At 41.5% G+C, this 13,860-nt stretch carries 14 protein-coding genes; 4 read left to right on the top strand and 10 right to left on the bottom strand.

Annotated features, from left to right (window positions below; all coding sequences use genetic code 11):
• Positions 1-21: 21 nt before the first annotated feature.
• From tssG to tssB, 6 genes are read right to left on the bottom strand one after another with little or no spacing between them, the layout of a single operon-like run.
• Positions 22-978 (bottom strand): type VI secretion system baseplate subunit TssG, encoded by a 957-nt coding sequence (tssG, locus tag TI10_RS02405; protein ID WP_049581571.1) that lies wholly within the window; start codon positions 976-978, stop codon positions 22-24.
• Positions 969-2,780 (bottom strand): type VI secretion system baseplate subunit TssF, encoded by a 1,812-nt coding sequence (gene tssF / locus TI10_RS02400; protein WP_049581570.1) that lies wholly within the window; start codon positions 2,778-2,780, stop codon positions 969-971. The genes tssG and tssF overlap by 10 nt, the downstream gene beginning before the upstream one ends.
• 4 nt (positions 2,781-2,784) lie before the next feature.
• Complete coding sequence (tssE, locus tag TI10_RS02395) at positions 2,785-3,225, bottom strand: type VI secretion system baseplate subunit TssE (RefSeq protein ID WP_049581569.1); 441 nt, start codon at positions 3,223-3,225, stop codon at positions 2,785-2,787.
• Between the two features lie 54 nt (positions 3,226-3,279).
• A complete protein-coding gene (locus TI10_RS02390) occupies positions 3,280-3,774 on the bottom strand; it encodes an Hcp family type VI secretion system effector (protein ID WP_049581567.1) in 495 nt (164 codons plus the stop codon).
• A gap of 56 nt (positions 3,775-3,830) precedes the next feature.
• A complete protein-coding gene (gene tssC / locus TI10_RS02385; protein ID WP_049582140.1) occupies positions 3,831-5,312 on the bottom strand; it encodes a type VI secretion system contractile sheath large subunit in 1,482 nt (493 codons plus the stop codon).
• Between the two features lie 7 nt (positions 5,313-5,319).
• Positions 5,320-5,868, bottom strand: coding sequence for a type VI secretion system contractile sheath small subunit (gene tssB / locus TI10_RS02380; protein ID WP_049581566.1), 549 nt, complete (start codon positions 5,866-5,868; stop codon positions 5,320-5,322).
• A gap of 827 nt (positions 5,869-6,695) precedes the next feature.
• Between tssB and TI10_RS02375 the strand changes: the two genes are divergently transcribed.
• Complete coding sequence (locus tag TI10_RS02375; RefSeq protein WP_049581565.1) at positions 6,696-7,124, top strand: putative toxin-antitoxin system toxin component, PIN family; 429 nt, start codon at positions 6,696-6,698, stop codon at positions 7,122-7,124.
• Positions 7,117-7,371, top strand: a complete 255-nt coding sequence (locus TI10_RS02370; RefSeq protein WP_049581564.1) for a hypothetical protein — start codon at positions 7,117-7,119, stop codon at positions 7,369-7,371. The genes TI10_RS02375 and TI10_RS02370 overlap by 8 nt, the downstream gene beginning before the upstream one ends.
• Positions 7,372-7,531: 160 nt before the next feature.
• Here TI10_RS02370 and TI10_RS02365 read toward each other — a convergent pair whose 3' ends face one another.
• The 3 genes from TI10_RS02365 to TI10_RS02355 all read right to left on the bottom strand — a co-directional run bounded on the left by TI10_RS02365 (position 7,532) and on the right by TI10_RS02355 (position 9,544).
• A complete protein-coding gene (locus TI10_RS02365; RefSeq protein ID WP_049581563.1) occupies positions 7,532-8,545 on the bottom strand; it encodes a tail fiber protein in 1,014 nt (337 codons plus the stop codon).
• A gap of 328 nt (positions 8,546-8,873) precedes the next feature.
• Positions 8,874-9,290 carry a type II toxin-antitoxin system VapC family toxin gene (locus TI10_RS02360; protein ID WP_049582139.1) on the bottom strand — a complete coding sequence of 139 codons (417 nt, stop codon included), beginning with the start codon at positions 9,288-9,290 and terminating at the stop codon, positions 8,874-8,876.
• Positions 9,290-9,544 carry a type II toxin-antitoxin system Phd/YefM family antitoxin gene (locus TI10_RS02355; RefSeq protein WP_049581562.1) on the bottom strand — a complete coding sequence of 85 codons (255 nt, stop codon included), beginning with the start codon at positions 9,542-9,544 and terminating at the stop codon, positions 9,290-9,292. The genes TI10_RS02360 and TI10_RS02355 overlap by 1 nt, the downstream gene beginning before the upstream one ends.
• Positions 9,545-9,816: 272 nt before the next feature.
• Between TI10_RS02355 and TI10_RS02350 the strand changes: the two genes are divergently transcribed.
• Positions 9,817-10,086, top strand: coding sequence for a CopG family ribbon-helix-helix protein (locus TI10_RS02350; RefSeq protein WP_049581561.1), 270 nt, complete (start codon positions 9,817-9,819; stop codon positions 10,084-10,086).
• Positions 10,087-10,746: 660 nt separating this feature from the next.
• A complete protein-coding gene (locus TI10_RS02345) occupies positions 10,747-12,597 on the top strand; it encodes a polyurethane esterase (protein ID WP_049581560.1) in 1,851 nt (616 codons plus the stop codon).
• A 78-nt stretch (positions 12,598-12,675) separates the two neighbouring features.
• Here the strand turns inward: TI10_RS02345 and TI10_RS02340 are convergent, their stop codons facing one another.
• A complete protein-coding gene (locus TI10_RS02340; protein WP_049581559.1) occupies positions 12,676-13,653 on the bottom strand; it encodes a helix-turn-helix transcriptional regulator in 978 nt (325 codons plus the stop codon).
• Positions 13,654-13,860: the final 207 nt, after the last annotated feature.

The following is a 13,860-nucleotide window of genomic DNA, read 5'->3' as shown; positions in this document are numbered from 1 at the left end:
TTTATTACCTGAATTTTTTGTTTAACTTGCGTAAGGACCTGTACATTCGTCCAAATAAATACGCTGAATATTGCTTTCGCCGGTATCGCCCAAACAACCATCCCACCCCAATTGATGGCTGCCGTTTAATACGTTGCCTTGTCCACTATGTTGTACCAACAATTCCAGTGAAAAGGAGAGCAATGGTCCGGCAAATTGCCACACCCATTGTGTCAGTTTGCGATATTGTTCATTTCCCGGCATAAAGGCGGCTCGTTGCTGAGCGGCGAACGGCCCTAACTGAATATGAAATCCTGATTGAATATCCCAATAAGCGCTACCTAACATCGGGTTATCGCCTAACAAACTGCGACCTAAACAGCAACAGTGCGCCTGTTCAGCATATTGCCAGCGTCCTTTAAAGGGTTGGATGTTGACCGCCATACTCAATTCTCGTTGCAACAGATGTTGTAAATTCACCATTGAGCGGACCGGTGTTGCCAATAATCCAACACAAGCTGGATGAGGGCGCTGTATCTTGCTCTCCATCAATTGGCCGGCAACGGCTGAAATGACTGCCGGTAAAGCCTGATGGTTTTGTAATTCGGCGTTAATATATAACCGGTATTTCTGCCATGCCTGAAAACGCAGGCTAAGCAGACGATGAGTAAAAATATCAATAAATGCCTGAGCTGATTCGTCGCCATAGCGGTAACGCCTGTCAATTAGCCATTCCGTATAACGCAACGGTAATGCGCCAAGGGTTCCTAATAAACCAAAGTGATGTACCGCCATGCGATACTGCTCATATCCCTCTTGTGGCGGTAATAGCGACTCGACTTCCCTTTCTGGCGCATCTAATGTCAGTACAGAGCTGAATTGCACCATATCATCGGGGGTGATTATCGCTTCTTCGCGTTGGCGACCACGTTTGAGCAGGCGACGTACATTTTGATAAAAACGGCCGCCAGCTAAACGTATCTTGTTTTCTACAGCCATGTCAGTCTCCCACAGCGACGAGGCCAACGGTGAGTACTGTTATTAACCGTCTCTAGCTGTGTTACAGTCTGCGTGAAGCTGTTAATCGGCGCATACATCGCGATAAAGCGTTCTAACAGGCTGCAAAACAGATAAAAATCCACAAATTCCCCTGCTTGTGCCTGAAATGTCAGGGCCACCTCCAGCCCACGCGCCAGAGAATAAGGGTCGGCGGGATTCAGGCGTGCACTCACTGGCGCAATAGCAACCTGTTGTAATTGTGCAATCAACCGCGATATAGCTGGATCGTCAAGCAGGTTGTAGAGTTCCAGCGTCTCTTTTAAGCACTGAACACCCTGCGGACCATTCAGTAGCATTTGGTTCAAATTGAGTTGCGATACCAACCGCCAGTTCAATGCACTATTGGGTTGTGGACGTACCGGCAATCGAGGACGGATCAATCCCAGAATTTTTACCCCTGGCAATGCGCTTTCTGATTCGAAATCGCCATCAGGATGACCGTTGCTCAACTGCCGCGGTATATCACGGTTGGTACAGGTCAGGTTCAGGACCACCACATCGGTTTCAGGTTTCAGATGTTCGCCGTTGCTATCAGAAAAACCGATAAACATATTCATCCCCAGATCGTTATGCCTGAGTGAGGGGCGCGGCGTTGCCTGCCAAAATAACGGGAACTGTTCGTCAGACTGTGTATGTTCAATACCAAATAATGATGGCACTGGTTTGGAACTTAATTGTTCCTGTTGACGGCTGACAATCTCGACTTGATTGATGGTATAAACTTCCATACTTTGGGGGCGACGAGCATCCGGTTGAACCAGATATTCATGCTCTGTTTCCAGTGGAATAATGGGTTCCGCCTGATGAGGAAACAGGTTAATGATCGGCACGCAATTTAGCCGGAAGGTTTCGTTGCTGACTTTATCGCTCATACGTTCAATGCGGCGCAATGCGACACAATCCTTAAGCCGGAAACGGTATTGCAGCTCACCTAATGAACTGGTGATCAAACCGGCATCTGGTAACGGAATATCCAGGAATAGGAACTTTTCTGGGAAACTGAAATAATCACGAAATAAGTGATGAACCGGATTTATCAATGGATCATCAGTGCATAAGTTATCTTGCGGATCAAAGCCCACCACCTGAACACCCCGACTATTCAGGTTGAATGTACGTTCGCCTAACTGACATTCCAGTTGCTTAACTTGCGCCGACAACAATTCATACAAACTATGAGTCAGCACCGGTGCGCCATGTAAGTATAACCGGATATGTTGTGTCTGAAAGCTGGCGCCCGGCCATAGGGTAAAACTCAGCGTTAAGATAAAGTCCCGATCGTAAGGGTTTGGTGTCAGTTCTGCGTGCGTCAAATCCAATGGCAACATCTCTAGCGGATATACGGTGCGGAAACGACAGGTTACATCACCTACCGGTTGAGAAATCAACGGAGTATGCCGCGCCACCGTCGTCATGCCTGTCACGCCGGATGCTAATGGGTCCTGTTGAAACTGTACCAACGATACCGACGGTACCTGACGTAAAAACTGTGGCGCCAGGACTTCCAACATAGCATTACTGAGTTCCGGCATATCTTCATCAATCCGCTGGTGGATTTTTGCTGTCAAAAAAGCAAAAGATTCCACCAGACGTTCTACATGCGGATCTTCTGAAACACCTTCCGCGAACCCAAGACGTTTAGCAATTTTGGGAAAATGCTGAGAGAAAGCCGCGCCATATTGTCTTAAATAACTCAATTCCCGGTTGTAATAAGTCAGTATTTTTTGTGGTAATAACATCATCTTGTTATTTATCCCATGAAATTGAATAAGTATATGCGGTACTGTTCCATGAGATAGAAAACACCACTTGTTCGTCGAGGAAAATTCCACTCACCCAGAAAATGATATTTTCTGGCGTATTTTTTTGTAATGTAATCACGACATTTTGCAAACGAGGTTCGAACCAGGAAATAGCTTGGTAAATATTATTGCTAAGTGCATCAATACGTTCATCATCGGAAATATCCACATTAATGACATCAGAAACGCCGTAATTTAAAACGGATTTCGGTAACTCACCAAATAAAGGGGAAATTTCAGAAATCGGTCTTGATGAAAATAACATACTTAAATCGGAAATCAGGCTTTGTACCACTTCCTGACGTGACCAGGCTAGAGTAACACCCCGTTTTTCATCTTGTGGATAATCATCTTTCAGGCGATGGAGTAATGAAGGCTGAATCATTATATTTTTCCGGGTAGAAACTGCCGGCCAAAGGCCGGCAGTAAATAATCAAAATTACTGTTTCTTATTCTCGATAAGATCCCAACCTTCTGGACCGGCTTTGTTGCCTTTAGTACCATCTGGGTTGAGTGGTGTGAATGTCCATTTAATTTTGGAATAGGTGATAGAAATCTGTTCTTGTGGGAATTCACCGCCACGTGTACAGGTTTCATGAACGTCAGAGATAATACATTCGTCCATTTCAACTTCTGCGTAAGGGTGCATTTCCCCTTTAAAAATTGTACAGATTTCCAATTTCACTTTCTTAATCGAGGTACCTTGCGCCACGGCGGACAGTAAGCCAATAGAACTGGTATCCATCACTTTCACACAGTCAATGGTACGGAAATCCGCTGCGCCAGAGGTAATTTTGCGTTTACCGCTGTCTGCAATACGAGCATGGTTAAATGCACCAAAATTGACATGTTCCAGCTCAATCCACTCTTTATGTTTGCTGTCGGTACTCTCACCTTTAATACCATCAATTTGTAAAAAAATTGAAGAACTCATAATTAACTACTCCAGTTAGTTGTAATAAATAGGATAAATATTAATAAATAGAAAAATCAGGCCGCCGATGACGGTGGTAAATCAGCCACCAACCGTAAAGACATACTTAACCCTTCTAATTGGAAATGCGGCCTTAAATAGGCTACAGCCCGATATGTTCCGGGTGATCCAGGAACTTCAACAACATCAACTCTTGCCTCCCGTAATGGGTGACTCGCTTTTATTTCTGCGCCAACGGTATCCGAGCCAACAATATATTGGTTGATCCAATTTTGCAGATAAGATTGACATTCTCCGCGGGACATAAAACTGCCCACTTTGTCACGTACAATCATCTTCAAATAATGGGCGAAACGAGAAGTTGTCATAATATATTGCAATTGGGTTGATAACTTTGCATTGGCATTTGCCAAGTCAGAATTATATTTTCTTGGCTTATTCGGTGACTGCACCGAGAAAAATGCGGCATAGTCAGTCCCTTTATAATAAACCAGAGGAATAAACCCTAATTCTGCCAACTCTTTTTCACGGCGATCAGAGATGGCAACCTCGGTCGGGCATTGCAGCATCTTTTCACCAGACACCGAAGAGTAATGATGGGTTGGTAATGCTTCGACCAATCCTCCGCCTTCCACACCGCGGATCGCCGCGCACCAACCATACTGTTCAAATGCAGCCACCATACGGCCTGCCAGTGCATAGGCGGCGTTAATCCACAGATAACTACCGCTATCCCCTTCCTTTACCTGCTCTTCGAAGCAGAATTGTTCGACCGGGATAGTTTTTGCCCCATAAGGCAAACGGCCAATCACTCGCGGCAAAGTCAGGCCGACATAACGGGAGTCATCAGATTCCCGGAAGCGTTTCCAGCGCAGATAATCGGATGTGTCAAGTAGTTTGGACAAATCACGCGGACGTGGTAGCTCGCCAAAATCATTCAGCCCCAACATGCCCGCGTTGACTGAACTGATAAACGGCGCATGAGCTGCCGCTGCTACATGAGAAATCTGTTCCAGTAAGTAGAGATCTTCTGGGCTGTTATCAAAGTCGAAATCACCGACAAACGCTGAATAAGGTTCGCCACCAAACGTACCGTATTCATATTCATACACATTCTTAAACAGCATTGACTGATCGAAATCCGATGCCGATTTAAAATCTTTAATCAAATCGGTTTTTGTCGCGTTCAACATGCGGATCTGAGTATTATCCGTTTCGCTTTGGTCAAGTAATCCTTTGAGCCCTACCCAAGAAGATTCCAGACGTTGAAATTCCGGGTGATGCAATACCAGACTCAGTTGAGCGGACATCAGCGCATCAATTGCTGCGATACGTTCCTCAATGCTGTTTACCAAATCGCCGGAAACCACCAATGAACCGGAAGTGACTTCGGCCAGAAACTGGTCAAGCTGGCTTTTTACCCGATCACGATCTGCTTCCCGACGAATGGCTTGCGTGTTATCAATAATCTGATCAAGAAAATCACCACTTGTTTCCGTCGTTTTCAATTCTTGTTGTTCAACAACGCTTTGTTCCATGCTGTCCTCACTGTGCATTGTTATTTTCCGGGGTATTGTTATTTTCCGGAGTGACGTCATCCGCTGTATTTTCTGTGGTGGTTTCTGCTTCTTCATTTATCGGCGGTAATTTATCCGCATGTTCAGCCAGAATTTCCGCCAGACGGTCACGCAATTTTTCATTGCTCAATGCACGGCCTTTCAGATCACTGAGTTTGCTGCGTACTTCCAATAAATTGCGCAGCGGTTCTATCTGCTTCGCCAAATTCTCTGGGGTAAAGTCAGCCATTGATTTAAATTGCAAATCGACATTAATAAATCCGCTCTGACCCGGCAGCGCGCTTTCAACTTGTAATTCCAATGAAGGCGACAAACCTTCCATCACTGCATTAAAGTTATCTTTATCAACATGCATGAAACGACGTTCACGCATGGGAATAGATTGCTCAGCAAATTGCCCAACAACACCAATAACCAAAGGCAATTCTTTTTTCTCGACCGCGCCGCCTAATTCAACATCATAAGTAATCTGAACTCGGGGCGGTCTGACTTTATCAAGCTTACGTTGAGTATTCATGGCACCTTTTACCTTTATATATGACAGGAAGTGCAAACTTACTTACGTTAAACCGCACCAAACCTGATTAAATAGCCGAATAATAAGATGAGAAATAAATGGAGAGATCAATTAATACTATTTATAGCAAGTAAATATGCCGTGACGCATTTAATGATATTTAAAACCCACCGTATTTCGGCGGGGAATAAATTCTCACGAATATTAGTTTAATGCAATAGTCTCAGGGTGAAATATAATATCTGCGATTTTGTGTTGTTTTGTAACTGATTGTATTTATGCGGAAAAATCGATAAAGCACATCGTGGTAAAAATGTATTTTCATACTTGTCTTATTTTTCATTTCGCCGTTTTTAATAATGAGAATCTGACGAGTCAGAAAAATATAAATATGGATGGAATTAAAATTCAATTTAACTTTGGATGAGCTTTGGAAGAAAAACAAAATACTTTACGAGTTTTTATTGAATCAAAGCGCTGACTGAAAAACAGCGCTTTATTAATATTTGATGTTGGTAAAGTTTTAGCGTTATTATTTTTATGTCTTTTTAGGTCAGTTAATGTTTAGTACTAATGAAATATCTATTCGACTTATATTAACCATTAAATAAGGTTTCATAATTCCGCTACACGTGGTTTTCTTCAATCCATTGTTATACATAGGGTTGTTAGTAGATAAGGTGTAGCACCATTTTGGAAAATTATTTAACTTTAATCAAACTCATTGATTTTTAGGGATTGCATGAGATGGTTAATAAAACGAGGTTTTTTTACTTATGCGTTTTGAAAGTTTGACATCGTATGTGATGTGACATATATTTCAAAGCATGAATAGATTCGTTTTAGATACTGATGTCATCGTAGCTGCCATGCGTAGCCCAAGTGGTGCATCTGCTGCTCTGTTAGGGGCAGCCTTAGATAACAAGATTGTGTCATTGGCCAGTGTCCCGCTATTTTTTGAGTATGAGGCAAAGTGTACTATGCCTGTGCATTGGATTGCGGCGGGCCTAACTCAGAAGCAAGCTCATGTTTTCGTTGATGGGCTTGCAGCATTGATTGAGCCGGTCAAAACGCATTATTTATGGCGACCAATGCTCCGTGATCCCAATGATGAAATGGTACTGGAGGCAGCGGTTAATGGCAGAGCTAATGCCATTGTAACCTTTAATTTACGCGACTATGGTACTGTACCTAGAACGTTTAATATTGAGGTTCTAACACCGGCCATTGCTATTAGGAGAGTGAGAAATGAGTGAAACATCAACCTATCCACTGCGATTACCGAAATCCTTGAGAGAGGAAGTCACAAGAGTGGCAAAGCGTGATCGTACCAGTGTTAACCAGTTTATTGCTATCGCAGTTGCGGAAAAAATTTCTGCTCTGGAAACTGAGCGATTTTTTTCAGACCGTGCCAAAACTGCTGATATGAAAGCATTCAGGGATATCCTGTTCCGGACAGGTGGAGAAGTGCCTCGTTCTGATGATGAACTTGCTCATCAATAACATACCGAACTGGAAAGCTACTTTTTCAGAGCATAGGAACCGTATTCTTGCCCATCAGGGATTTTTAAATATGGCGATAATGCTCAATCCAAATTTGAGTGTGGCTGGAAAATAAGCAAGCTCATCTTACCTGATGAGCTTTTATATTCTTAGGTCATTATTATTCCGCCTTTACAATGTAGTTAAAGGCGATATTACGGGGGCGGTTTTCGTTTGCTGTTGGGACAACACGTGATGCATCCAACGTGAATTTTCCAGTATAGCCTCCTCCTCGCGCGTTACCTGTATCGTTCCCATGTACTCTCACAAAAGCCCCTGATGCTGACGAATAACGAGAAATTCCATGAGCTATGTTATCGATTATACCTGTGATGTTCCTAATCGCATCATTCTGTAATGTTAAAATTCTGCGCCCGCTATCTACTCCACGTCCATCATCCCAACCACGAATAAACTCGCCTCTTAAATCGGGCAATCTGCCATCAGGATAAGCTTCTGCTAACTTCGGGTACTGTAATTTATTAAAAGCGGAGCCATTACAAGTGAAATAGCCGATAGGTGGATGCGTTAACGGCCAGGGAATAGGAGCACCAATAGGAATTTCACTGGCTGTTTTAATCAGTTTATCTACTTCTGCTCGTGTATATACTTCTGAGCGAGTGTATACATCTGTTCGAGTATAAGCCCCTACATCACTTGCATTCAGATTAATATCCTCAGTCAATGCTTTACCATTTATTTTCCGGCTATTGGATACTTTGCTATCAATATTTTCACGCAATGAATTGATAATTTCCTGAACTAGCTTTTGTGTCACTGCTAATGTGTCATTATTGCCAATTTCATTGGTCAGTTGAACAACGCCTTTTTGTGTCAATGAGGCACTGGGAATTTCTGTTGTAACTTTCTGTTTTAACGCTTGGTTTAATTGGGCAGTGAGTTTAGCTAGATCACCATCATCCAAAACATCATCGCCAGATTGTGTCGCGATAAAATTAGCTATCACAGAAGCTATTGTTGATGATTGGCGTAACGCCTTATTTAATACATGTGTAGAGATATTTTCTGGTGGGAATCCTACCTGCAAACTCTGATTTTCTTCATATTTTTCTTGACTCACTACATTAGCATTATTACTAATGGAAAAAGCTTTAAAATCATTTTTTTGGCTCATACACCCCTCTTTAATTAAATTGTTTTCTTATGTAATCAATATATTAAATTATCGTGCAGATAACTTTATCCATTGGCGCCAATCATAGTCTAGTTCATAAAAATAATAATGGAGTGTTTTTATAACTTACAGGGTTAATTATTTTTGTATAAGGAGAGAATAAACAAATTGATGTATATGAATTATTATTTCCATATTTTTATGGAAAATTAATTTATATGACATTAAGGTTGAAATATGAAAGCGTTTTTATTTTTAATAAATAAATCAATATTCATGTTTATTTCCTGATTAATATAAACATGAATATTTAAATATTTTATCATCCTTAAACCCAAGGATTTAATATTGGCACGCCGGTCAATTCAAAATCAATCACATTTCGTGTGACGACAGTCATACCATGAACCAGCGCGGTTGCGGCGATAAGTGCATCACGCTCTGAGCATGGATCTGGGACATGCAACCGGGCGCACCGTTGAGCCACAGCCATATCTACTGGCAAGATCCGACCAGTAAATTCTGGTATTACATGGTGGTTGAACCATGAGCGCAATAATGCGCCTTGGGTTATGTCTCGTCGTTCAATCTGTAAGATGCCGGTTTCCAGCTCCATAATGGTAATGGCTGACAGGAAGAGCTCTGTTGCATCAACACTTTCAGCCCATGCAGCCACACCGGCATTAGCCTTACCCACTCGAACTTTCCGAAGTTCGGAGACAATATTAGTATCAAGAACATACATCATGAGAAATTGGCTGGACGGCTATTAATGGAAACACGTGGTGGATTGAATTCAATATCTTCAACACCGGGCATTGCTAAAGCATCAGCGATATTCCGACGCTGCTTGGTGATTCGTTGATATTCTTCAATGGTTAGCAGGACATGTGCCGGTTTGCCACGATCTGTGATGAATACTGGACCGCTTTTAGCCGCCTTTTTTGCCCTGCTGACGTCTTGATTAAGCTCCCGACTCGATAAGGTTGTGATTGACATGGTGCACCTCGGTATAATCGCTAATTTATGTAGGTACGTTACTACATAATGCTAAGGGGAGCAAATTTTAGTCATTCCTCCTCTTCTGCCCTCTGGCTCGTGCAGCTTTAAGTCTGGCTTGCGTCCTTTCCCTTTGTTAGATTACGTTCAAGTTCAGCCAATGCCCCAACCAAGTGAAAAACGAAGGTTTTCTTTACCTGGTTGGTAGCAAAGCGGAGATTTCATGATACAGTATTAAAAGGTATTACCTTTTAATACTAAGGTGGAAGAAAATGGCAACCTCAGTAAATGACGATAACTTGAAAAGCCGGATCCAGTATTTGGCAGAAGTGCGACATCGTTCAGCTCATTGGATAATGCGTGAAGCTATATGTGATTATGTAGAGCGTGAAGAAAAACGTGAATCTTTCAAACAGGATGCGTTGCATGCTTGGGAAGCATATCAAGAAAATGGACTACACCTGACGCTTGAAGAAGCGGATGACTGGTTAGCTAAGCTCGAAGCAGGAGAAGATGCGGAGTTACCTGAATGCCACGTTTGATTTGGTCTCCATCTGCTTTCGCTGATATATATCCATTAGCCGATTTAAAATAATCCTTTTGTTTGAATGCAACACGTAATGTTAATTTAACCACTTGCTTTAAATGAAAAATAAATTATTTCATGAATTTTTTATTAATGAGTTTATATTGATGGTGTAATGGAGACTTATTTTAATATGGAGAATGAATATCAATATCATGAATTAATTTATATTGAATCAATATTCAAGAACGTTAAGACATTATATGGAATAACGGGTTTTAATTATCTTTCTTTAATCAATTAAATTAAATAAATCAGCGATAATATTTTCTACCACAATCCACACATCTATATTTTTCAAGAATATTAAATGGAATCAATCTCTCTTTGTCATGTCATATAGTTATCTATTAATTTAGTCACTTCTAAAAACTATCAACGATGATAATAGATATGTCAGTGTGTTTATTCTCACCCGCGAGACCAATTAGCATATAAACTAGATTTATTCAATACAAGTTTTGTAAAAATATTAAATTTTCATTATGGCTCACTAATTTATAAATTTTTAGACAATTACTCTTTAAATGATCTACATCAATCTATACTTACCTAGCTGGTTAATATTTTTAAAACACTTTTTTAACCTTATTTTAACTTAACAAGGATATGCATCATGGGTGTTTTTCAGTACAAAGACTTTGATGACACTACTTCCAAAGAGTTATTTTCCGACGCAAAAATTATCTCCGGATATGCTTACCATAATCTGGGCAGCGGATTTGCTGAGGGGTATTACAATTATGGTTATGGTTTAGGGATGCCATTAACATTGGTGACCGCACTTCTCGGCAGCACGACATCGCAGGGTATCACACCTAAATTGCCTTGGAATCCGGACGCAGAAAAACAGGCACGAGATAAACTCAATGAATCGGGATGGTTTACTATCAGTGCTGATGAGTTAGGCTATCAGGGTAAAACTGATGCCCGCGGTACTTTTTTTGGCGAAAAATCAAGTCATTCCACTGCTCAGGCAGAGGTAATGGGAAAATATGATGCTGATGGTAATTTGATTTCTATTGGCATTGCGTTTCGTGGTACGAGTGGTCCTCGAGAGTCAGTTATTACCGATACATTCGGCGACATTATGAATAATGTGCTGGTAGCTTTGGGTAAGAAAGACTATTCGAATGACTACACGCCAAACGCTTTTGGTCGGCTGCTGGACCATGTGGCTAATTATGCCAAAGCTCACGGTTTGACAGGCAATGACGTTGTGGTCAGCGGCCATAGTTTGGGTGGGTTAGCTGTGAATAGTATGGCGGAGTCTAGCGATACGAAATGGGGGGGATTCTACTCTCAGTCGAATTATATCTCTTTCGCTTCGCCATCACAGTATGAAATAGGTAACAAGGTGCTGAATGTAGGATATGAAAATGATCCCGTATTCCGTGTATTAAACGGCACCACCGTTGATGCGTTCTCCCCAGGTGTTCACGATGTACCAAGGGATTCGGCTACAAATAATATTGTTAACTTTAACGATCACTATGCATCAAATTGGTGGAATATATTGCCCTTCTCTATTGCTAATCTGTCAACCTGGGTTTCGCATGTGACGCCGTTTTATCAGAGCGGCATGCAACGTATTATGGAGTCAACGTTCTACAATCTAACTCATAAAGACTCTACTATTGTTGTCAGCAATCTTTCCAATGTCACCCGTGAAAATACTTGGGTACAAGATTTGAACCGGAATGCTGAGAAACACACAGGTAGTACTTTTGTTATTGGTACCGACGGCAACGACCTCATTAAAGGTGGTAGAGGAAACGATTATCTGGAAGGGCGCGATGGCAATGATATCTTCCGTGATGACGGGGGATTTAACATGATTGCCGGCGGAAAAGGTCATAATACCTTTGACTTACAGAAGTCACTAAAAAATGCAGAAATAGCCTATGACAAGGCAGGGACATTGTATGTGCGTGATGCACAAGGTGGTATCACCGTTGCTACGGATATTTCGACGATAAGAAGTAAGGAAAGTACCTGGCTATTTCTGACTAAACAGGTGGATTCTCAAGTTAAAGCCGATGGTTTGTATTCCAGCCGTGGAGTAACGAAATACGCTAATTCAGTAACCGGCAACGATGGGAATGATACACTGACTTCTAAAACCTCCGGTAGCTGGCTGTTCGGTCTGGATGGTGATGATACGTTGATCGGCTTCGGCAACAATAATGTTTTCGTCGGTGGTGAAGGCAACGATGTCATGAAAAGTCAGGGTAATAACAATACTTTCCTGTTCAACGGCGAGTTTGGGCAAGATATCATCTATGGCTACAATAAGACCGATAAATTGGTGTTCTTGGGTACCGAAGGCAGCAGTGATAAAAGTAATTATCTGGATCATGCTTCTATGGTGGACAATAATTTGGTGTTTACTTTCGGCCAAAACTCAGTCACTTTGATTGGCGTCAGCATGGACAGCTTATTGGTAGATAATATAATACTGGCGTAACATATAAATTATGCGATACCCCTATCCGTAAAGTGGCCATGTAAAATGGCCATCTTTGCGCTAGAGTCAATTGAATAGCTAGTTCCCGGCTACGAGATTTTCTGTTAATAAGGTGTGACTAACAGCGTATTTCGCCTGCCATGCTTTAGGATTGATCAAATAATGTTGCCGGAAACGTTTAGAAAAGTGACTTGGACTGGAATAACCCACTGCGGTAGAAACATCAATCACACTCATGCCTTTTTTCAATAAATCTTCTGCGGTTGTCATACGGACATTCTCCAGATATTGATGGAAAGTGCGAAAAACAACCGCACGAAATCCCTCTTTTAATTTCCGTTCATTCAAGCCAACTGCTCTTGATAATGATTTTATCGTCCAAGGGTAATGATAATCACTGTTAATTATTTTTATTGCATTATAAACAGCCCGGCGTTGCAACCCGCTGATCACATTATATTGACAATCATAAACCTGAGACGCTACGCAAGCGAGTATTTCTAACGCTTTTGCTTTTAAATAAACCTTTCTTATACTGCCACTTAATTGGCACTCTTCTATTTGATTCACTATCTGCATAAATGGCGGGTAAATGGGGCATGCCATCATCAATACATCACTATAGCTGGCGTTCTTCTCAAAGCCAGCCGCTAATTGGGTGAATGGGGGTAATTCTTGAGCTTCAATTTCGTTCAACGAAAAACGGATATCGAGAATATGCCATGATCCGCAACCAAAGAAGTTCATGCCACGCGTTATTTTAGGGGAATGGAAAAATATCATCGTTCCTGAATTGATATCTAAAACATCGCCATTTTCAATCGCCATTTTCCCTTTCCCGCTTAAAATAAACGCAATTGATACCGTTGGCGGCCCTTCACAATATTCTGTGACATCTTTGTTAAGCTCAAAGCGAATTCGGTTTATATGAATTCCGTCAGATAATTCCTCAGTTAATAAAGGCGTATGTGTGTTATTTTTCTCCGCATGTGAATGCATGCAATTGCAATGGTCAGCCGTGAAAACTCCTAATTTCTTGCTATAGATCGTCTTCATGAGATCCCCTGTAAAATTAGCATCGGATACCGGTTAAAAAGTGCTTTCGCACTTAAAACAGTGTTTTTTGCATATTAAAGGCATTATATTTTTATTTTATATATATATGCATATTGTGAATGTCACTCACTTTATCATTAATGAGAATCATTATCAATAGTGCGTAATGCGCTACTTTTGTCCCTATTCCGTTAGCCCTGATGGAAT

The organism is Photorhabdus luminescens subsp. luminescens (assembly GCF_001083805.1).
Taxonomy (GTDB): Bacteria; Pseudomonadota; Gammaproteobacteria; order Enterobacterales; family Enterobacteriaceae; genus Photorhabdus; species Photorhabdus luminescens.
Note: the sequence above shows the minus strand (reverse complement) of the source record. Positions and strands in the feature narration are given on the sequence as shown.